At 65.0% G+C, this 19,035-nt stretch carries 17 protein-coding genes; 6 read left to right on the top strand and 11 right to left on the bottom strand.

All coding sequences use genetic code 11. The features are described from left to right. Positions 1–16: 16 nt before the first annotated feature. The 4 genes from GEMMAAP_RS02690 to msrP form a co-directional block, all read right to left on the bottom strand. Positions 17–1,288 carry a THUMP domain-containing class I SAM-dependent RNA methyltransferase gene (locus GEMMAAP_RS02690; RefSeq protein WP_158514698.1) on the bottom strand — a complete coding sequence of 424 codons (1,272 nt, stop codon included), beginning with the start codon at positions 1,286–1,288 and terminating at the stop codon, positions 17–19. Next, positions 1,272–4,136 (bottom strand): putative bifunctional diguanylate cyclase/phosphodiesterase, encoded by a 2,865-nt coding sequence (locus tag GEMMAAP_RS02685; RefSeq protein WP_082821002.1) that lies wholly within the window; start codon positions 4,134–4,136, stop codon positions 1,272–1,274. The genes GEMMAAP_RS02690 and GEMMAAP_RS02685 overlap by 17 nt, the downstream gene beginning before the upstream one ends. Positions 4,137–4,219: 83 nt before the next feature. After that, positions 4,220–4,834 carry a protein-methionine-sulfoxide reductase heme-binding subunit MsrQ gene (locus GEMMAAP_RS02680; protein WP_026849323.1) on the bottom strand — a complete coding sequence of 205 codons (615 nt, stop codon included), beginning with the start codon at positions 4,832–4,834 and terminating at the stop codon, positions 4,220–4,222. Between the two features lie 4 nt (positions 4,835–4,838). Continuing rightward, complete coding sequence (gene msrP / locus GEMMAAP_RS02675) at positions 4,839–5,759, bottom strand: protein-methionine-sulfoxide reductase catalytic subunit MsrP (protein WP_026849322.1); 921 nt, start codon at positions 5,757–5,759, stop codon at positions 4,839–4,841. A gap of 430 nt (positions 5,760–6,189) precedes the next feature. On the opposite strand from msrP, the gene GEMMAAP_RS02670 reads away from it, so the two are divergent. Then, positions 6,190–7,170 (top strand): aldo/keto reductase, encoded by a 981-nt coding sequence (locus tag GEMMAAP_RS02670; protein WP_026849321.1) that lies wholly within the window; start codon positions 6,190–6,192, stop codon positions 7,168–7,170. A 27-nt stretch (positions 7,171–7,197) separates the two neighbouring features. Here the strand turns inward: GEMMAAP_RS02670 and GEMMAAP_RS02665 are convergent, their stop codons facing one another. Genes GEMMAAP_RS02665 through GEMMAAP_RS02655 form a run of 3 tightly spaced genes read right to left on the bottom strand, consistent with a single transcriptional unit; the run spans position 7,198 to position 9,981 of the window. Then, positions 7,198–8,286: an ABC transporter permease gene (locus tag GEMMAAP_RS02665; RefSeq protein ID WP_082821001.1), complete on the bottom strand. Its 1,089-nt coding sequence runs from the start codon at positions 8,284–8,286 to the stop codon at positions 7,198–7,200. Between the two features lie 41 nt (positions 8,287–8,327). Next, entirely contained in the window at positions 8,328–9,089 is a 762-nt protein-coding gene (locus GEMMAAP_RS02660; protein ID WP_026849319.1) for an ABC transporter ATP-binding protein, read from the bottom strand. 13 nt (positions 9,090–9,102) lie between these two features. Continuing rightward, positions 9,103–9,981, bottom strand: coding sequence for an HlyD family secretion protein (locus GEMMAAP_RS02655; RefSeq protein WP_026849318.1), 879 nt, complete (start codon positions 9,979–9,981; stop codon positions 9,103–9,105). A 289-nt stretch (positions 9,982–10,270) separates the two neighbouring features. On the opposite strand from GEMMAAP_RS02655, the gene GEMMAAP_RS02650 reads away from it, so the two are divergent. From GEMMAAP_RS02650 to GEMMAAP_RS02630, 5 genes are all read left to right on the top strand, one after another. Further along, a complete protein-coding gene (locus GEMMAAP_RS02650) occupies positions 10,271–12,238 on the top strand; it encodes a copper amine oxidase (RefSeq protein WP_145978963.1) in 1,968 nt (655 codons plus the stop codon). Between the two features lie 85 nt (positions 12,239–12,323). Further along, positions 12,324–12,767, top strand: coding sequence for a SufE family protein (locus GEMMAAP_RS02645; RefSeq protein WP_026849316.1), 444 nt, complete (start codon positions 12,324–12,326; stop codon positions 12,765–12,767). An 11-nt stretch (positions 12,768–12,778) separates the two neighbouring features. After that, positions 12,779–13,558, top strand: a complete 780-nt coding sequence (locus tag GEMMAAP_RS02640; RefSeq protein WP_053333978.1) for a lysophospholipid acyltransferase family protein — start codon at positions 12,779–12,781, stop codon at positions 13,556–13,558. A gap of 56 nt (positions 13,559–13,614) precedes the next feature. Continuing rightward, on the top strand, positions 13,615–14,646 hold the full coding sequence (locus tag GEMMAAP_RS02635) for an NAD-dependent epimerase/dehydratase family protein (RefSeq protein WP_026849315.1): 1,032 nt from the start codon (positions 13,615–13,617) through the stop codon (positions 14,644–14,646). Next, positions 14,633–15,712 (top strand): dihydrodipicolinate synthase family protein, encoded by a 1,080-nt coding sequence (locus GEMMAAP_RS02630; RefSeq protein WP_026849314.1) that lies wholly within the window; start codon positions 14,633–14,635, stop codon positions 15,710–15,712. Before GEMMAAP_RS02635 ends, GEMMAAP_RS02630 begins: the two co-directional genes overlap by 14 nt. A 103-nt stretch (positions 15,713–15,815) precedes the next feature. Here GEMMAAP_RS02630 and GEMMAAP_RS02625 read toward each other — a convergent pair whose 3' ends face one another. From GEMMAAP_RS02625 to GEMMAAP_RS02610, 4 genes are all read right to left on the bottom strand, one after another. Continuing rightward, positions 15,816–16,307: a hypothetical protein gene (locus GEMMAAP_RS02625; RefSeq protein ID WP_026849313.1), complete on the bottom strand. Its 492-nt coding sequence runs from the start codon at positions 16,305–16,307 to the stop codon at positions 15,816–15,818. A 9-nt stretch (positions 16,308–16,316) separates the two neighbouring features. Further along, positions 16,317–17,288: a prohibitin family protein gene (locus tag GEMMAAP_RS02620; protein ID WP_026849312.1), complete on the bottom strand. Its 972-nt coding sequence runs from the start codon at positions 17,286–17,288 to the stop codon at positions 16,317–16,319. Next, complete coding sequence (locus tag GEMMAAP_RS02615; protein ID WP_026849311.1) at positions 17,272–17,532, bottom strand: hypothetical protein; 261 nt, start codon at positions 17,530–17,532, stop codon at positions 17,272–17,274. The genes GEMMAAP_RS02620 and GEMMAAP_RS02615 overlap by 17 nt, the downstream gene beginning before the upstream one ends. Positions 17,533–17,637: 105 nt before the next feature. Then, positions 17,638–19,011, bottom strand: coding sequence for a TIGR01777 family oxidoreductase (locus GEMMAAP_RS02610; RefSeq protein ID WP_026849310.1), 1,374 nt, complete (start codon positions 19,009–19,011; stop codon positions 17,638–17,640). Between the last annotated feature and the right edge of the window lie 24 nt (positions 19,012–19,035).

Below are 19,035 nucleotides of genomic sequence, written 5' to 3'. Positions count from 1 at the left end.
AGCGCCGGCGGGTGCGCTAGCGACGGTGCGCCGCCAGCGTCTCACTCGCCATGAGCTCCACCGGGAGCCCACCGTTCGTGGTGCGCAGCAGCGGATCCATGGGCACCCGCAATTGACCGGTGAGTGTTTTGTCGGGGGGCACCAGCATGGCAAAGCGCCAGCCTCGTCCACCGGCGCGCAACACATCGCCCATGCGCGCGTAGAGGCCCCGCAGGTCCGCCCCCTCGCTCACGCGTAGACCGTAGGGAGGGTTGGTCAGCACCACCCCGCGCGGGCCAATGGCCGCCAGATCAGTGTCGGACAGCGCGCCCTGCTCGATAACGAGATCATCCAGCACGCCCGCTCGTTCGGCGTTGGCACGCGCCGCGGCAATGGCTCCGCTATCCCGGTCGCGCAGCACGATGGGTACGCCCGCACTGGGGCGTGCCGCTGCACGGGCCGCCTCACGCACCGACGCGTACATGGCCCGCATAAGCACGGCATCGGCTCCCGGCCACTGCTCCATGGCAAACGACCGGGACACGCCGGGCGCCATGTTGCGGACCCGCAGCGCGGCCTCAATGCCAATCGTGCCCGATCCGCAAAACGGATCGACCAACGGGACCTCGCCGTTCCACGGCAACGCGGCCAGCATTCCCGCCGCCAGCGTTTCTCGCAGCGGTGCGCGGGCCACGGCCAGCCGCCAGCCACGGCGGTGCAACAACGCGCCCGACGTGTCCGCGCTGATCGTGCAGATATCGTGATCGAAGCGCACCACGATCAGCTGAGAAGGCGTCGCCACCTCATCATCGTCTTCTTCGTCGTCGCGCGCGCGCCCGATAACCTGAGAGCCCGTAATCGCCCCGGCAATGCCACGCCCCACCCGTTCCGCCACGGCATCGGAGTGATATAGTCGTGACTTGCGGCAGGTGACGCGAATGCGCGCCTGTCCGCCAGGCGCGATCACACGGACCCACGGCACCCGCGCCGCCTGCTTCTCCAACGTGGCGAAGTCGCGCGCCTCGAAGGTGGCCAGCCGCACCACGATGCGACTGGCGCAGCGCGACCAGCAATTGAGCAGGAACAGATCGCGACGCGTGAGCAACAGCGCGACCCCGGCTGGCTCAACCGACACCGGGGTGAACCCCAAGGCTTCGCACTCGGCGGCCACCAGTGGTGCAAAACCGGGAGCACACACGGCAAAGACATCCAACAGGTCCGGCCACTCAGTCTGGGGGGGCAACGCCGGCGCTGCGGCGGCCACGGGCGTCCGCCGAGGCGGTGCGGTTGGCTTACGCGGCTTCGGCACGCCGCTCGCGATGCCGGCCGCTGGTCATGGGCGTGCGCGCGCCGCGGGCGAGGAGCAACTGCCAATAGTCCTCGGCATCGATGGGCGGTGCGAACAGATACCCCTGTCCAAACTCGCACCCCAGGCGGAGCAGCGTTCCCCGCTGCGCCTCCGTTTCGATCCCTTCCGCCACGGTGTTCATCCGCAGCGTCTCCCCTAGCGCCACAATCGCCTGTGCCAGCACCGGTCCTTCGCCTCCCTTATCGATGACATCCACAAACGCCTTGTCGATCTTCAGAATGTCGATCGGATAGCGTTGCAGATAGCTCAGGGAAGAATAACCGGTTCCGAAGTCGTCGATGGCCAGCGACACCCCGAGTGCCTTGAGCGCCATCAGGCGCTCCATCGACAGCTCGGTGTTGTGCATCAGCATGCTCTCGGTGATTTCCAGCACGAGCTGCGTGGGATCAAGCCCCGACTCCTCAAGCGCAAGTCGGACATCGTCCACCACGCTGGCATCCTGCAGCTGCCGACCCGACAGATTCACCGTAATCCGACACGACATGCCACGTTCGCGAGTCCAGCGTTGGGCCTCACGGCAGGCACGACGGAGCACCCAGCGCCCAATCGGGACAATCAGCCCCGTTTCCTCGGCAATGGGAATAAACACCCCTGGGGGGACGGTGCCGCGATCACGGCACATCCAGCGCACCAGCGCCTCGGCCCCTACAATGTCGCCCGTCGCCAGCTCCACGATGGGCTGGTACTGCAGGAAGAACTCCTCGTGCTCAATGGCACGACGGAGATCAGCTTCCACCACCAGACGTTCCAACGCGGCCGCGTGCATCTGCTGTTCGAAGAGCACATGCTGCCCCTTCCCGCGCGTCTTGGCCACGTACATCGCCACGTCGGCGTTCCGCACCAATTCGTCGGACCCCTCCCCACTCGTGGAGCGGGCAATCCCGATGGAAGCGTTCACGAACACTTCCTTTCCGCCCAGCATGAACGGGCGCGAGAGCGCTTCGCCGATCCGGGTGGCCACGATGAGCACTTCGTCCACCGACTCCGCGTCTTCCACCAGCACGGCAAACTCGTCGCCGCCCAGCCGTGCGATGAGATCGCTGGCCCGCACGCAGGTGGCGAGCCGCCGGGCGGCTTCCACAAGCAGACGGTCGCCGAAGGCATGGCCCAGCGAATCGTTGACCGTTTTGAAGTTGTCGAGATCGAGGAACAGCACCGTAACCGGATGCGAATGACGCGACTGCCGCGCCAGCGCATGGCCCACCTGATACAGAAAGAGCGAACGGTTGGCGAGATCCGTGAGCGGATCATGAAACGCCTGATGCATGTACTGCTGCTTGATGACACTCTGCTCAGTTACATCGCGCGTATTGAGCACCAGCCCGCCAATGACGGGTTCGCGCAGCAGGTTCGTGCCCACGTTGTCCACCGTCATCCAGGCACCGGCTGCGTTGCGCAGGCGCCACTCGCACTTGAGGACCCCCGGCGACGAGTGCCCGGTGCGGACCGTGGTGCGGGCCAGCTCATCGAGAAAGCGGGAGCCCACCACATAATCCTCGTCGTGCAGCAGCACGAGGAGATTGGTGCCCACCAGCGCGGAAGGGGTATGCCCAAACACCGTGGCCATCGAGGGGCTGGCGTACCGGATGGTGCCATCCGGATCGACGATCATGATGACGTCGCTGGAGTGCTGCACGAGCGCACGGAACCGGGCCTCATTCTCGCGGGCCGCCGATTCGGCCAGTGCCATGACCGCTTCACGGGTGGAGACAAACTGTCTGGCGAAGGCGAGCACGGTGAGCGCCACGGCCCCGATCACCAATCCCACCAGAGGCTGCGCCTGCTGTTCGTACGCCACCTTCAGCAGCAGCGCAAAACCGGGCAACGCGGCGGCATAGGGCAGGATACTCGACGAGGGGCCGCGCTTGTCGCGTGGGCGCCGCGCCTCGCGCTGCATTACGGATACACTACTGACCCAGGCCGCCGCCGCCACGAGCGTAATGGCGATGGGGCTTACCATATGCATGACATCGGGGACCAGCATGCCATGAAGCATTTGCACCACGGCCGCCGTATGGCCGAGGAAGTGCACGAGCAGCGCGGCGCCAATGATGACCAGCGTATTGGCGCGGTGCTGAAGCGCAGTGCGACGCCAAATGATTGAGGCGACCAGCACCAGCACCAAGTCAAAAACGCCCTGCACGTGCAACAGCACGAACCAGAGCCGACCGGCGTCGGTGGTAATGGAGGTGATCGTGGAGAAGTTGTACCATCCCAACAGCACGCCGCCCACCGCCACCGTTGCCATGTCGAGATACAGCTTGAGCCGATCCACGGGCGCGCGCGGTGCGCTGGGCAGCTGCAGCAGGGCATAAAACATCACGACCGGCGCCGAGAGCGCGGTGCCGAGCCAGAGCGCGTCCTGCCAGGGGCTGATACCAGGGGCGGGAGCCAGGCGGGCCAGCTGTTCCGTAGGAACGAGCGCGGTGGCCAGCATCATGAGGCGCCAGAACCGGCGGGTGCCATGATCGAGCGTGAGGTCCCGACTGGCTCGCCAGGCGAGCAGCATGGCCACGCCGGCCACCGGCACCGGGAGAAGCAGGCGCACCAGGAGGCCGCGCGCCAGCGGGGTCTGGGAGGTACTGAACCACACCGCCAGGGTGGCGGCATACGCCATGAGCACGCCAAGCACCGCGCGGTCCCACCGCGCCAGCGCCCCCAACGGGCTCTCTGGTCCCGGCTCCACGGCGGGAATGCCTGCGGACAAGCCCCCACCGGTTACGCGGCGATCATAGGGGGTAGGACGTTGATTGGCGCGACGTCGTTCGACGTCGTCGGGAACAGTCATGGCAGCAGAGCAGTGCAGGACGAAGTTGTCCCTTGCAGGACGTCCCAGCTGGCATGACCGTCACTCTGTGGGTGCGAATTCCTTCAGCGCCGGGCCGGCGGTTGCCAGACCACCCGGAAGGCGAGCAGCACCATCGCGATACCTGCGTAGATCAGCGGCTCGGTTACATCTTTCTTTACGGCCCAGAAGAAATGAAGACACCCGGCAATCACCGAGACGTAGACCAGTGAATGCAGCCGATTCCAGCGGACACCGCCCAGCCGCTTGATGGAGGCTTTGGTGGAGGTGAGCGCCAGCGGGACCATGAGCACAAAAGCGGTCATTCCGACCGTAATGTACAGATGCTTGAGAATGTCCTTGGTGATTTCCTGCCAGTCAAAGAACCAGTCGAGCACGGTGTAGACGCTCAGGTGCCCGATGGCCCAGAAAAAGGCGGCCAGCCCCAGAAAGCGGCGCTGGGCCACCAGCCATCCCCAGCCGGTCAGGCGCATGAGCGGGGTCACGGCCAGCGAGGCAATCAGAAATCGCAGCGCCCAGTGCCCGGTGAGCCGCTCCAGCTTGTCGATGGGGTCGGCCCCCAGCTGATCGAGGAGGAGTTGGGCCACCAGCATGGGCGCTGGCAGAATGACCAGCGCCCACATGGCCGGGCGGATGACCCGGCGGACGAGGTGTTCGATTTTGGACTGGTCTGGGGCCAAGGGATCAGTAGTTCCGACGCAGATCCATACCGCTGTACAACGACGCCACCTGATCGGCGTAGCCGTTGAACATGAGCGTATTCCGCTTGAGGAATTCGCCGATGCGGCGTTCCTTGGCCTGGCTCCAACGCGGGTGATCCACGGTGGGATTCACGTTGGCGTAGAAGCCGTATTCGCTGGGGTTGGCGTCGTTCCAGGTGGTGTTGGGCATGCGATCGGTGAAGCGGATCTTCACGATGCTCTTGACGCCCTTGAAGCCGTACTTCCACGGCGTCACCAGGCGCAGCGGGGCGCCGTTTTGGGGCGGCAGCGTAGACTTGCCGTACATCCCGGTGGCCAGCAGGGCGAGCGGATGCATGGCTTCGTCCATGCGAAGCGCCTCCTTGTACGGCCACGGCAGCACTGCGCTGCGCTGGCCGGGCATGCGCTTGGGGTCGAACAGGGTGGTGAACTCCACGAACTTGGCGCTCGGCAGCGGCTCCACCCGGTTGATCACGTCGCGCAGCTGCACCCCGCGCCAGGGGATGACCATGGACCAGGCCTCGACGCAACGCATGCGGTAGGTCCGGTCCTGCACGGCGATTTTGCCCACCAGCTCGTCGTACGAATACGGCCGCGGCTTTTTAACCAGCCCCTCCACCTGCACCGTCCACGGGGTCGACACGAATCCGCGGGAGAGCACCTTGGGCTCCTCCTTGTCCGTCCCGAACTCGTAGAAGTTGTTGTAGCTGGTGGCGTCCTCTTCGGGGGTGACCTTGTCCTCCTGCGCCCCGCCGGTGCGCGCCATGGCCTCGAGCGCCGCCGGGCTGAGCACCGTGCCCAACGCCAGCGCGCCGGCGGTGCCCATGAACTGGCGACGGTTCTGGTACAGCGACTCCGGGGTGATTTCGGAGGAGGGGATATCGTCGGGACGGCGAATCAGCATGGCGAGGACCGGAAACGGAATACGGACAGGGACCACATATTCTATCGCTGAGACAGGAATACGGTTCCCCGCATTTTTGTTTAGCTGCGGTTCGGGTTTGGACCTGCCACGGCGGTTCTGGACTGCCACCGCAGTTTGGGACTGCCACGGCGGTTGGGGAACACGGCAGTTGGGGTCGGTATGGAAGCGCCCGCCGGCTTCGCCTGGCGGGCGCATTTCCTGGTGGTTTTGTCACGTCAACTGCAGGGGCGGGTATATCAACCGCCAAGGGAGTGCTTCCCCGGCGACGCCGGGGAAGCACTTTCCCTAAAGGCCCAAACCGCCGTATTCCTCACCCGCAGTGGCAGTCCCAAACTGCCGTGGCAGTCCAGAACTGCGGGAGCAGCTCCTACCCGAATCGCAGTGGCTTTCCCCAACACCACCCAGCCCCATGCTCTATACCTCACTCGGCCACACCGGGATGTCCGTCTCCCGACTCTGCCTCGGCTGCATGAGCTACGGCGCCTCCGCCTGGCGCCCCTGGGTCCTGGACGAGGACGACGCCCGCCCCTTCTTCCGGCGGGCTATCGAGGCGGGGATCAACTTCTTCGACACCGCCAACATGTACTCTTTGGGGGTGAGCGAGGAGGTCACCGGACGGGCGCTACGTGAGTACGGACGACTCGACGAACTGGTGATCGCCACCAAGGTGTATTTCCCGGTGAGCGATGGCCCCAACTCGCAGGGGCTGTCCCGCAAACACATCGTGCAGGCCTGCGAAGCGAGTCTTCGGCGATTGGGCGTCGAGACCATCGACCTGTATCAGATCCATCGGTTCGACCCCACCGTGCCCATTGAGGAAACGCTCGCCGCACTGGACCATCTCGTGCACAGCGGCAAGGTGCGGTACATCGGCGCCAGTTCGGGATACGCCTGGCAGTTCGCGCAGGCACTGAGTGCCAGTGAGCGCCACGGGTGGGCGCGCTTCGTCAGCATGCAGAACCACTACAACCTGCTCTACCGCGAAGAAGAGCGGGAAATGATTCCGCTCTGCACGCAGGAGCGCATTGGCTGCCTCCCCTGGTCGCCACTGGCGCGTGGACTGCTGGCCGGGTCCCGCAGTGGCGTGAACGACCGCAGTGCCTCCACCCGCGCGGCCACCGACTCGTACGGACACACGTTGTACGACGACCAGGTGAACTGGGACGTGGTGCATGCGGTGCGCGACATTGCGGCGCAACGTGGTGTGCCCATGGCGCAGATTGCCCTCGCCTGGCTGCTCAGCAAACCCGCCGTGGCCGCCCCCATTGTGGGCGCCACAAAACTCGCACAGCTCGAAGAGGCGCTCGGTGCGGTGGAGCTTGTGCTCACGCACGACGAGGTCAGCCGACTGGAAGGCCCCTATCGTGTCCAGCCTGTCCGAGGCATCTGACTCCCCAACCGCCGTTCCCCTCTGCAGCTAGTCGAGCGTCTTGGAGAACCGTTTCACGCTCACGGTGAACAGCACACTGGCCAGCACCACCAGCGCGCCCAGCTGCACATACAAATCGCGGACGCCCACGCCCTTGAGCAGTACGCCGCGCAGAATATCCAGGAAGAACGTGAGCGGCAGCAACAGGCCAAGCCACTGCGCCGGCTCGGGCATCGCAGCGCGCGGAAAGATGTAGCCGGACAGCAGAATGTTGGGGAGCATGAAGAAAAAGCTCAGCTGCATCGCCTGCGCCTGACTGCGCGCCACCGTGGAGATGAGGAGCCCAACGCCCAGCGAGGCCACAATGAACACCAGCGCCAGCGCATAGAGCAGCAGCAGGTTGCCGCGCACGGGGATATCAAAGAACAGCACCCCCAGCAGCAGAATGACCGACATCTGCACATACCCCACCAGCACGAACGGGACGAGCTTGCCCAGCATGAGACTCATCTTGCCAATGGGGGTCACGATGAGCTGTTCCAGCGTCCCACGTTCGCGCTCACGCACCACCGCCGTACTGGTAATGAGCGTCATGGTAATGGTGAGCAGGATCCCCACAATGCCAGGCACAATGAACACCGCGCTCTTCTGCGCCGGGTTGTACCACGGGCGCACGCGAATCTCCACCGGCGGCCGCAACTGATAGCGCTGCGCCAGCAGTTGTGCACCACGCGCCTGCGCCGCCAGCTGTGCCCCGGCAATGGCCGCGCCGCTTGACTGCGGATCGGCGGCATCAATGAGCAATTGCGCCACACCGGTATGCCCACCACGGATATTGCGCTGGTACTCCGGCGGAATGACCAGCGCCACCCGCGCCGCGCCGCGCTCAATCCAACGCTGTGCTTCGCCGCGATTGGCAACCGCCTGCACCACCCGGAAGTTGTCGGTATTCTGCAGTACCTGAATGAGCGCGCGACTCTCACTGGTGCGCGACTCATCCACGACCACCGTGGGCAGCTTGCGTACGTCCGTCTGAATGGCGTACCCGAAGAGCAGCAGCTGAATGGCCGGCAGGCCGGTCATGAGCGCAAAGGTGAGCCGGTCCCGCCGCAGTTGCAGAAACTCTTTCCACAACATTGGCCACGCAGTCCACCGCTGGATTCGCTCGTACAGCGCGTTCACGACACGCCTCCGTGCGCGGCCTGCTCATCGCGCTGCTGCAGCATCACGAACACATCTTCAACCGTCTTGGCGCCGAACTGTTGCACCACTTCGGCGGGAGTGCCCAGCCCAATGAGATGCCCGCGCGACAGAAAGGCGAGCCGCTGGCACCGCTCGGCTTCGTCCATGTAATGCGTGGTGACCAGCACCGTGGTGCCTGCTTGCGCCAGATCATAAATGGTCTGCCAGAACGTACGCCGCGCCGCCGGATCCACACCGGCCGTGGGTTCGTCCAGGAAAACCAGATCAGGGTGATGCGCCGTGGCACAGGCCAGCGCCAACCGCTGCTTCCACCCGCCACTTAGTGTGCCGGCCCGTTGCCGCAAGCGTTCCCCCAGCCCCAGCAACTCCACGTGTTCAGCCAGACGCACGTCACGCGCTTTCCCTACCAGCCCGTACACCGAGGCATAGAACCGCAGATTCTCCGCCACGGTGAGCTCATCGTACAGACCGTAGCGCTGCGACATGTAGCCAATGCGCCGCCGTACTTTCTCCGCATCGGTGGTAATGTCAAAACCGGCCACCTCAGCGGTACCACTTGTTGGAAGCACCAGGCCGCACAACATGCGAATAGTCGTCGTCTTTCCCGATCCGTTCGGACCGAGCAAGCCAAACACTTCGCCGCGCCGGATCTCCAAATCGAGCGAATGCACCGCCACCAGCGATCCGAATTGCTTGTGCAGTGCCTGTGTCCGCACCACCGATGTCGTCGGTCCCACGCCTGTTGTCACGTCAACGCGGTGACGAACGGGATACCGAGGGCAGCGTCACCGTCACGGGCAAGCCGGCGCGCAGCCGTTCGGTGTTGGCGGTGAACTCCACCTTCACCCCGAAGAGCAGATCCTCGCGCTCCTGTTCGGTAAGCGCCACGCGTGGCGTGAACTCCGCCTTGGAGGCAATGGCCGTGATGCGCCCGGCATAGGCCGTGGTATCGCCATCGAGCCGTGCCAACAGCGTGTCCCCCGCCTTGAGCTGCGGCAACACGAACTGCGACACATAAATGCGCGCCCACGGCCGGTCCGGCTGTCCCACTGTGACCGCACTTTGCCCGGCCGAGAGCACTTCGCCCGGCTCCACATTGCGGCTGGAGACCACGCCGTTCACCGGCGACACGAGCACCAGATCATTGGCCGTGGCCCGCCAGCCATCGGCCGCGGCCTGTGCCCCGCGCGCTTCCGCGGCCGCGGCCGCCCGGCGTTCCACCCGCGCCCCATCGCGCACGAGCCGAAGCGCCTCGCGCGCGGCATCCCGACGGTTGGCCGTCACGCCAGCCGCTGCTCGCGCCGCGTCGAGCGTCGCCCGACTTACGTCTCCTCGGGCCGCGAGCGGCTCCAGCCGGGCCAGATCGGCCGCCGCTCGCGTGGCCTCGGCCTCAACCGCCTGCAGCTCCTTCTGCGCGCGGGCGATTTCCGCCGGCCGAGCACCGCTCGACAGCTCCTGGGAAGATTGGTCCGCGGCCGCCGCTCGCGCCTCCGCCTGCGCCACGCTGGCCGTGAGCGTCGGGGTGGAGAAGACGGCGAGTGTATCGCCGGCCCGCACCACATCCCCCTCCTGCACCAGCACACGCACCGCGCGCGCCGGCTGCAGCGGGCCAACGTCCACCTCGATCATCTCGAGGGTCCCCACCGCAGTGGCAGCACCCTCTCCGTTTCCGCAGGCCCCAAGGACCCCGGCAGCACAAAGCAGCAGAACGTTCGGCCCAACGTGGCGAGGCAACTTGGCTCCGGATGAAATCGAAATAACAGGCAGTCTGTGAACCATTGCCCCAGAATGACAGGACGTCAAATGCGGAAGCGCCCCGGTGAATCACACCCGAAGCAGTGATTGCGCGGGCAGTGACGAGGCGCGACCTTCGCCACGCCCGGTGCTTTCATCCCGTCTTGAACTCTGGAGATCCCACGTGCGGTACTGTTCACGTTCCATTCGCCAATCGGCGACAGCGGCCATGGTCACGGTGGCCGGGATGCTCGTACCGGCAGGAGCCGCCCTGCACGGCCAGACCCCGCTGCATCCGTTGGACCAGCTTTCGGCGCGTGAACACTGGGCCATTTATGACGCCCTGCAGTCGTCCGGGAAGCTCGACTCCACCTTCCGACTGCTGTACGAGGGGCTCAAGGAGCCGGTGAAGAGCGAGGTGCTGGCGTGGCGACCGGGACAGCCACTCAAGCGTGAAGCGCTGGTGCACCTCACGCAAGGCAAGTTCGGGTACGAAGCCGTGGTGGACATTACCGGCAAGAACGTCGTCTCGTGGACGCAGCTCCCCGGCAAGCAGTACATGACCAGTGGCCCGGAGTCGCGCGCCGCGGACGCGCTGGCCATGAAAGACCCACGGGTGAAGGAAGCACTGCGCAAGCGCGGCGTCACCGATTTCACTCACGTGGGGTGCAGTCCGGCCAACAACGGGTACTTCGATTTGCCCGAGGAGCGGAACGCCCGGGTCTTGCATTTGTCGTGCGGCGACGATCGGAATCGCATCTCCGGCTATGGCGAATCGTTTGATGGGCTGGTGATCGTGGTCGATCTCACCAACGAAAAAGTCTTGCGCGTGCTGGATGTTGGGGGGGCGCGCAGCGGTCTTCCCGATGGACATTCCCCGGAAGAGATCGGCGCCACCCGTGCGCCGGTGAACCCCGTGGAAATGGTGCAACCCAAGGGCGCCACGTACACGCTGAATGGCCACGAAGTGGAGTGGCAGAACTGGAAGTTCCACTTCCGCATGGACATGCGGCGCGGACTGGTGGTCTCGCGTGTGCGCTATGTTGATGGCGGCAAGGAACGCTCAGTCATGTATCAGGGCTCACTGTCGGAGCTGTTCGTACCGTACATGGACGCCGCCGACCCGTGGAACTATCAGGGCTATTTCGACCTCGGCACCTATCCGTTTGCCTTTGGCGGCATTGCCAGCTCACTGGAGCCGGGGGTGGAGTGCCCACGCTACGCCACCTATTTCCACAGCTACGTCGTCACGGAAAAAGGCGCGCCGCGTGAACGCCAGCGCACAGCTTGTCTCTTTGAGCGCAACACCGGCGACGTGGCCTGGCGCCACACGCGCGCCGGCGGCGGGGTGAACGAAGCGCGCCCGCGCACCGACCTCGTGCTGCGCATGTACATGAACGCCGGCAACTACGATTACCTCTTTGACTGGGTGCTGCAGCAGGATGGCTCCATCACGGTGAATCTTGGCGCCACCGGCATGGACCAGGTGAAGGCCGCCTCGGGCACACCGAAGGACAACGACTACGGCCGCATCATTGCCAACAAGCTCGTCGGTGTGAACCACAGCCACTTCTTCTCGTTCCGCCTCGACATGGACGTGGACGGCACGCAGAACTCGTTGCTGGTCGACAAACTGCAAACCACCACGCTGCCCAAGGACAATCCGCGGCGCAGCATCTGGACGGTGAACACGCTCACCGCCCAGACCGAAAAGGACGGTATGCGCATGTCGGCCATGAACGCGCCGGAAGTGTGGCGCATTGTGAACCCGGCGGTCATGAATCCGTTCGGCTGGCCAGTGGGCTACGAAATCGAAGGGCATGGCGCCATGTCGCTCATGTCCCCCGACGACTACATGCGCAAACGCGCGGGCTTTGTGGATCACACGCTGTGGACCACGCCGTATGCACCGGCCGAACTGTACGCCAGCGGTGACTACCCCACCAACAGCGTCGCCGGCGATGGATTGACCCGCTGGACGTCGGCCAACCGGGCGATTGCCAATACCGACGTCGTCACGTGGCTCACCCTCGGCTTCCACCACGTCCCACGGCCGGAAGACTGGCCAGTGATGCCGGTGGCCTGGCACAGCTTTGCCATCAAGCCGGTGGGCTTCTTTGGCCGGAGTCCGTCCATCGACCTGCCACGGTAAGGCGACCGGCACAGGGAGCAGGAAGCAGGCAGCAGGCAGCAGGGGGCAGGGTCACGGGCGCGCGCGGATAGGCTACTTTTGAGCCATGTCCGATGCTCCCGATACCCTGCCCCCTTCTCTTGCCCGCACCCTCAAGCAGTTCCGGATGCTGGAGCGGGAAGACAAGATGCAGGCGCTGCTATCCTGGTCGAAGAAGCTGGAGCCGCTCCCGGAGCGGTTTGCCGCCCTCGACCGCGCCGACTTTACGGTGCCGGAGTGCCAGACCCGGGTGGATATTTTCCCCGAGTGGAAGGCCGACGGCACGATGCACTTCTACGCCGACGTGAACGCCCGGCAGTCGCCCACCGTGGCGGCCGTGCTGGCCATCACCTTTGCGGCCGTCAACGATCAGCCGCCCGCGACAACCCTGGCCCTGCCGGGCGATTTCGTGCGGCTGCTCATGCAGGACATTGGACTCGGCGCTCGCGAAAGCGGACTTGCCGCTATGGTGGCGCGTCTCAAGCGCTATGCTGCCGCTACTTCGGCCTGATAAGGATTCTGATGATGGGCACGATGCTGAACTGGTGGGCGTGGACCGAAACGGTGCTGGTGGTGATGCTGGGGACGCCCGTCGTGGGTGTCATTTTTCTGTTCACCGCCCCGTTTGACAAAGGGCGCTACGCCGCCGGCCGCATGTTCCGGCTGGTGGGGGTGACGGCCATGCGCCTGAACGGGCTCTGGTCGTTTCGGGTGCGCGGGTCGCTCGCCGACCCGCGTCGTCCGTACGTGGTGGTGGCCAACCACGAGTCGTACGCCGATGTCTTTCTCATCAGCTGCTTTCCGTGGGAAATGAAGTGGCTGAGCAAGGACACCATGTTCAAGATCCCCTGCATGGGCTGGATGATGCAGATGGCCGGTGACATCAAGCTGGTGCGCGGCAACCGTGACTCCACGCTGGACGCCATCGCGCAGTGTCGGGATCGGCTGGCCAAGAAAGTGAGCGTGATGATCTTCCCGGAAGGCACCCGCTCCAAGACGCAGGAGATGCTCCCCTTCAAGGACGGCGCGTTCCGCCTGGCAATTGAAAGTGGGGTGCCCATTCTCCCTATTGCCGTGGCTGGCACGCGGAACGCCATGGCCAAGGGGACCTTCCGCTTTTTGCGGGCCCGCGCATTGGCGCAGGTACTCGAGCCCATCGACACCACCGGCATGACGCTCGACGACGTTGGCCGCCTCAAGCTCATGGCCCGTGAGCGTATTGACGCGGGCCGTCGCGCGCTGGCGGCGGAACTGGGGATCCCGATGCCGCCGGTGCCCGCCGAGACTGCCGTCGCCGTATAGCGGCAACAGCGCACTTGGCGCTCAGGCGCGCTGCCACCGACTCACACGAGACTCCCATGGCCAGCCCACTCGACAGCGCGCCCACCTCTGAGCCCTCGCTCGAAGCGCGACTCGCGGCGCCCGACGAGGAAACGGTGCACGCCCTCGAGTCGCTCAGTGGCGACGTGCTGATCCTTGGAGCCGGCGGCAAGATGGGACCGTCGCTCGCGCGTCTGGCGCGGCGCGCGATTGCCGACCGCTCGCGCCGAGTGATTGCGGTATCGCGCTTCAGCGACCGCGCGGTGGCCGATGGCCTCGAAACGGCGGGCGTCGAAGTGCACCGCGCCGACCTCTCCGACCCGCGGGCGGTGGAGGGGCTCCCCGACGCCGCCAACGTGATCTGGATGGCGGGACAGAAGTTCGGCACCGCCGGCGATCCGGTGGGCACGTGGACCCAGAATGTGGTGGCGAGTGTGCACGCCGCCGAACGGTACGCGGGGTCGCGGTTGGTCTGCTTCTCCACGGGAAACGTGTATGGCCCCAGCGCTGTCGCCCATGGGGGCTCGCAGGAGGGCGATGCGCTGCTGCCGGATGGGGAGTACGCCGCCAGCTGTGTGGGGCGCGAGCGCGTCTTTGAAAGCATCATGCGCCGCAGTGCGTCACCGCTGCTGCTCTTTCGGCTGTTCTACGCGTGTGATCTGCGCTACGGCGTGATCACGGAACTGGCGCTCAAGGTACTGCAGCGGCAACCCATCGATCTCACCACCGGCTGGGTGAACACCATCTGGCAGGGCGATGCCAACCGTCTGGCGCTGCGTGCGTTGCTGGTGGCCAATGCCCCGGCGCTGGCGCTCAACATCACCGGCCCCATGGTGCGGGTGCGTGACGTGGCCGAACGGCTGGCGACACATGCCGGCGTGTCGCCGGTGTTCACGGGGAGCGAATCAGACCACGCGCTGGTGGGCAATGTGGATCGTCTGGAGGAAATGCTCCCCTTCACCCCCTTGCCGCTGGATACGCTGTGCGCGTGGGCGGTGGCCTGGATTCGCAGCAATGGTAAACTGTTGAACAAGCCCACGAAATTCGAGGTGCGCGATGGCACCTATTGACGCGCCTGCGCCCTTCAACGTGCGAGCGGCGTTGCAGGGTGGGCTGGTCATTCCGGCGCATCCGCTGGCCCTGACGCCGTCGCGCGACATGGACGAGATGCATCAGCGCGCACTCACTCGCTATTACGTGGCGGCTGGTGCGGGGGGCGTGGCGGTGGGCGTCCACACCACCGGCTTCCCCATTCACGATGCCAAGATCGGGCTCTACCGCCCCGTGTTGGAGTTGGCGGCGCACACGGCCAACGACGCGTTGGGCGAGCAGTCGCGTCCGTTCGTACGCATCGCGGGGCTCATTGGGGATACCGCCCAGGCACTGCGCGAAGCGCAGGTGGCGCTGGCACTGGGATACCACTGCGGGCTGCTGTCGTTGGGGGCATGGCGTGACGCCACCGACGACGCCATTCTGGCGCACTGCCGTCGGGTGGCCGACGCCATTCCGCTCTTTGGCTTCTATCTGCAACCCGCGGTGGGCGGCCGCCGCTTGAGCTACCGGTTCTGGCGCGAGTTCGCCGAGATATCCAACGTGGTGGCCATCAAGGTGGCGCCGTTCGATCGCTACGCCACGCTGGAGGTGGTGCGCGCGCTGGCCGATGCAGGGCGCGATGACATTGCCCTGTACACTGGCAACGACGATGCCATTGTGCCCGATCTGGTGACGGATATTCCGGTCACCAGCGGTGGACGGGCGTACACGCGACATTTTGTTGGTGGACTGCTCGGACAGTGGGCGGTGTGGACCTCACGTGCCGTGCAGATGCTACAGGAGATTCAGGCGTGGCGCGCCAGTGGCAGTGAGGTCATGCCGCGCGAATGGCTCACACGCGGCGCGGCACTCACCATGGCGAACGCGGTGATCTTTGATGCCGCCAACAGTTACACGGGGTGCCTGCCGGGCATTCTCGAGGTGCTCCGCCGCCAGGGGCTGGTGCGCGGCACGTGGACGTTCGACACGCACGAGCGCTTGTCACCGGGGCAAAGTGAGATGCTGGCGCGTTTGCCAGCGCTGTATCCGGAACTCGTCGATGATGACTTCGTGGCGGCGCATCTCGACGATTGGCTGCGGTAGCTGGTTTCTCTTCACCTCTTGAGCTCCCCACCTCCGTCGATCCGGTACGGGCCCGACCGGAGGTGGTGGAGAGGTGGGGAGGTGATGAGTGAATGAGGACCGCTTATGGCATGAACCGCGCGTGCCAGCTGTCGGCTGCCGGCTTTTCAAAAGCAGAACGCCACGCACCAACCGTGGTGACGGTGGTATCGAAGACCGGTGTTTGCACGGTCACACCACCAGCCGACGCGAGCGCTCGAAACGAAGGCCGGTCGCTCACCTGCACCACGCCCGCGGCATCGCGCCAGTAGAGCTGTCCGCTCGCCACCAGCGAGCTACCCACCTGCGCTTCAATGTCACGCAGCGCGTGAAAGAGCGCGTCAATGGAACAGCCAGAGGCACCGGTAGCCGCCTCGTCCACCGCGACGGCCAGAAAACGATCGTCACGCCAGTCGCGCGCGCACACCAGTGGTGCCCCGTGCGCGCGCCAGTTGCGCAGGTGCTCGTCCACCATGGCGTGCAACGCGATTGCGGCGGCTCCGGTTACCGGAGCCGCCGCAGCGAAGACCCACAGACGCGCCGCATTGGGCAACGTCTCGAAATTCACATTCGGCATACCACCAAGCTATTCGTTCTTGGTGACACCCGGCAACTGCATCATGGGCATCGCGCCACCAGTGACCTGCGGCATCTGGCCGTTCCACCGCTTGGCCATCTCGTATTGCACCAGCGTCTGGGTAATGCTACGCGAGAGCAATTCGTTCGCCCGCGACTGCGCTTCGGCTTCCGCCATGATGGCCTTGGCACGACCCGCCGCCTTGATACTGTCACCCTGCGCCTGGAACGTGTTCTTCTGCAATTCGTTCTGGGCTGTGAGCGCCTGCTGCGACATGACGTTCTTGAGCGAGATGGCATCCATCACCGCTTTCGGTGCGCGGAACTCGTTGAGCGTGAACTGCCGCACCGAAATGCCGTAAGGATCGAGGCGCTTCTGCAACGCGATCTGCGTCTGCGCGACCGTTTCCGCCTTCTTGGGACCAAGAATATCGGCAATCATCTCCTGCCCGACGGTCTCCTGGAGCGACTGACGAACGGCCTGTTTGATGAAACCGTGCGAAATGGTCTGGATGTCCGTACGGAAGGTCTGATACAGCGCCGGCACTTTTGAGCCGTCGAGTTCGAACGACATGGACACATCGAGTGACAACGGCTGCCCCTCAATGGAGTTCACGTTGATTTCGTCGTTGTTGGGCGAACCTTCTGTGCTTTCCCGCGTGAGCACCAGCGTCTGCATGAATGTGGGATACTCCGTGATGGCCGTGAACAGCGGATTGCGCAGATGGAATCCGGGGCCCAACGGCGTAGGCGACACGCCGCCACCAGCCCGGTTGATCACGATGCCCACGTGGCCGGGTTCGATGTACGCGACCGTGGGGCGCACCAGCAGAATGGCCACCACCAGCCCCACTGCCGCCAACGCCAACCGCTTCACGTTGCGCCCGCCGTTGCCGTTGTCGGAGTTCTGGAGGTTGTTGCGCACGGAACTGGTGAACGAATCGCGCAGCCCGTCGAGCTTGTCATCAAGAGATGTCGCCATGGACAGCTTCCTTGTAGCAGAGGGAACACAACGGCTCACCGGTGGGGAGGCGCACGAGATCCTCTTCGCGCTGCATCCCGTGAATGGGACAGGTGAGTTCGGCCTGTTTATCGATGCGCTTGCGGTTCGCCGTTTGCCGGATGCGGCGACCGAAGGGCGTAATGCCCAGCGCTCTTAGTAAAAGCGTCCCCACCACCGCCAGCAGGGCGACGAAGAGGACACTCTCTACGATGATGGCGTTCATGTGTACTGAACCTACGATTCAGCGCACAAAAAGTGTCAAAAAAGCACAGGCGGCCAGTTCAGAAACTGCTGTTCCAATTGGAGGAAGCAAGAAACGGCACCACTATCAAGCCCCTAACTCAAACTGCAGCATTGACTTGAGCGTTGGAAACCGCCAACGGAAGCCGGCCCGCTCCAGCACCGTGGGACGCACCCGCTGACTGGTCAGCACCGTCGCATCGGCCATCTCACGGCCCAGTGCCAGCCGAAGGGCAAAGGCCGGGGCCGGTACCAGCGCCGGACGCGACAAGACCTCAGCCAGCACCCTCGTAAACTCGGCGTTGGTGACCGCCTCCGGTGCCACCAGGTTCACGGGGCCCGATATGTCATCGCGCATGAGACAGAAGTGCATGGCGCCAAGGTGATCATCCAGAGCGATTGGACTGAGCCACTGTGTGCCGCTCCCCAACGGGCCGCCCACACCAAACTTGAAGAGCGGGGCCTGCTTGGCGAGTGCGCCACCAGCCGCTCCCTGCACAATGCCTGTGCGCAGGTGCACCACCCGAATGCCCGCGCGTTCAGCCGGCGCGGTGGCCGCTTCCCACGCCTTGCCCACATCGGCAAGGAAGTCGGTGCCGAAGGCGCTGCGCTCGTCGAGCACGTCGTCGCCGCGGTTGCCGTACACCCCAATCGCCGACCCGCTCAGCAGCACGCGCGGCTTGCGCGACAGCTGCGCCAGCGTGTGCGCCAGCAACGAGGTGCCTTCCACGCGACTGTCGCGAATGGCCTGCTTGTGCGCGGCCGTCCACCGTTCGGCAATGCTGGACCCGGCCAGGTGGATCACCGCATCCACCCCTTCCAGAGAGCCCGCGTCCAACTGGCCGCGTGATGGGTTCCACGACACATCGACCACACCGGGCTGTACCGCCCCTCGACCAATGCGAATGACTTCGTGGCCGCCCGTGCTCAGGAACGCTGCCAGCTGGCTGCCAATGAATCCCGTCGCCCCGGTAATGGCGACCCGCAGACGAGGCCGGCTCGCATACTCCGCGTGCCGTTCCAGATCACCCAGCGTAATGGCGTGCCGGTAGGCAAAGACCCGTGCCAGTGTGCTGGCGGCGAACCCTCCGCCTACCGCCTCACCCAGCGTCCCCAACGGCAGCTCATACGCGATGTGATCGTCGAGCACGCTGGCTGACGGACCGTCCGGCTCCACGCGGTGGGTGTGCACCCACGACGTGAACGGCCCTGCAATCATGACATCGCGGAACTGCTCGTTGGCGATATAGTCGCGGTGCTCGAGCTTCCACGTGGTGGGAATGGGGCCGGCATGTACCCGTAACTCAACCTTGGCACCATCGCGAATTCCCCCGACGTGCGACACCACCTCGGGGCGATCCCACGGCGGCGACAGGCGAAGAAAGGCGCCCGGACGCTCGTGCCACGCAAACAGCTCCTGCGCCGACACTGGCACCCGTACCCGCTGACGAAACTCCGGCATTGCGTCACTCCTGCAGAGCCACCT

Source organism: Gemmatimonas phototrophica (assembly GCF_000695095.2).
Lineage (GTDB): Bacteria > Gemmatimonadota > Gemmatimonadetes > Gemmatimonadales > Gemmatimonadaceae > Gemmatimonas > Gemmatimonas phototrophica.
The sequence above is the reverse complement of the archived record's forward strand: the minus strand, read 5'-3'. Positions and strand labels throughout refer to the sequence as shown.

Coding starts and splice junctions, on each gene's coding strand:
- GEMMAAP_RS02685 (WP_082821002.1), bottom strand. CDS start 4,136: ATGACTGTTCCCGACGACGTCGAACGACGTCGCGCCAATCAACGTCCT.
- msrP (WP_026849322.1), bottom strand. CDS start 5,759: ATGCTGATTCGCCGTCCCGACGATATCCCCTCCTCCGAAATCACCCCG.
- GEMMAAP_RS02670 (WP_026849321.1), top strand. CDS start 6,190: ATGCTCTATACCTCACTCGGCCACACCGGGATGTCCGTCTCCCGACTC.
- GEMMAAP_RS02665 (WP_082821001.1), bottom strand. CDS start 8,286: ATGTTGTGGAAAGAGTTTCTGCAACTGCGGCGGGACCGGCTCACCTTT.
- GEMMAAP_RS02655 (WP_026849318.1), bottom strand. CDS start 9,981: ATGATCGAGGTGGACGTTGGCCCGCTGCAGCCGGCGCGCGCGGTGCGT.
- GEMMAAP_RS02645 (WP_026849316.1), top strand. CDS start 12,324: ATGTCCGATGCTCCCGATACCCTGCCCCCTTCTCTTGCCCGCACCCTC.
- GEMMAAP_RS02640 (WP_053333978.1), top strand. CDS start 12,779: ATGATGGGCACGATGCTGAACTGGTGGGCGTGGACCGAAACGGTGCTG.
- GEMMAAP_RS02635 (WP_026849315.1), top strand. CDS start 13,615: ATGGCCAGCCCACTCGACAGCGCGCCCACCTCTGAGCCCTCGCTCGAA.
- GEMMAAP_RS02630 (WP_026849314.1), top strand. CDS start 14,633: ATGGCACCTATTGACGCGCCTGCGCCCTTCAACGTGCGAGCGGCGTTG.
- GEMMAAP_RS02625 (WP_026849313.1), bottom strand. CDS start 16,307: ATGCCGAATGTGAATTTCGAGACGTTGCCCAATGCGGCGCGTCTGTGG.
- GEMMAAP_RS02620 (WP_026849312.1), bottom strand. CDS start 17,288: ATGGCGACATCTCTTGATGACAAGCTCGACGGGCTGCGCGATTCGTTC.
- GEMMAAP_RS02615 (WP_026849311.1), bottom strand. CDS start 17,532: ATGAACGCCATCATCGTAGAGAGTGTCCTCTTCGTCGCCCTGCTGGCG.
- GEMMAAP_RS02610 (WP_026849310.1), bottom strand. CDS start 19,011: ATGCCGGAGTTTCGTCAGCGGGTACGGGTGCCAGTGTCGGCGCAGGAG.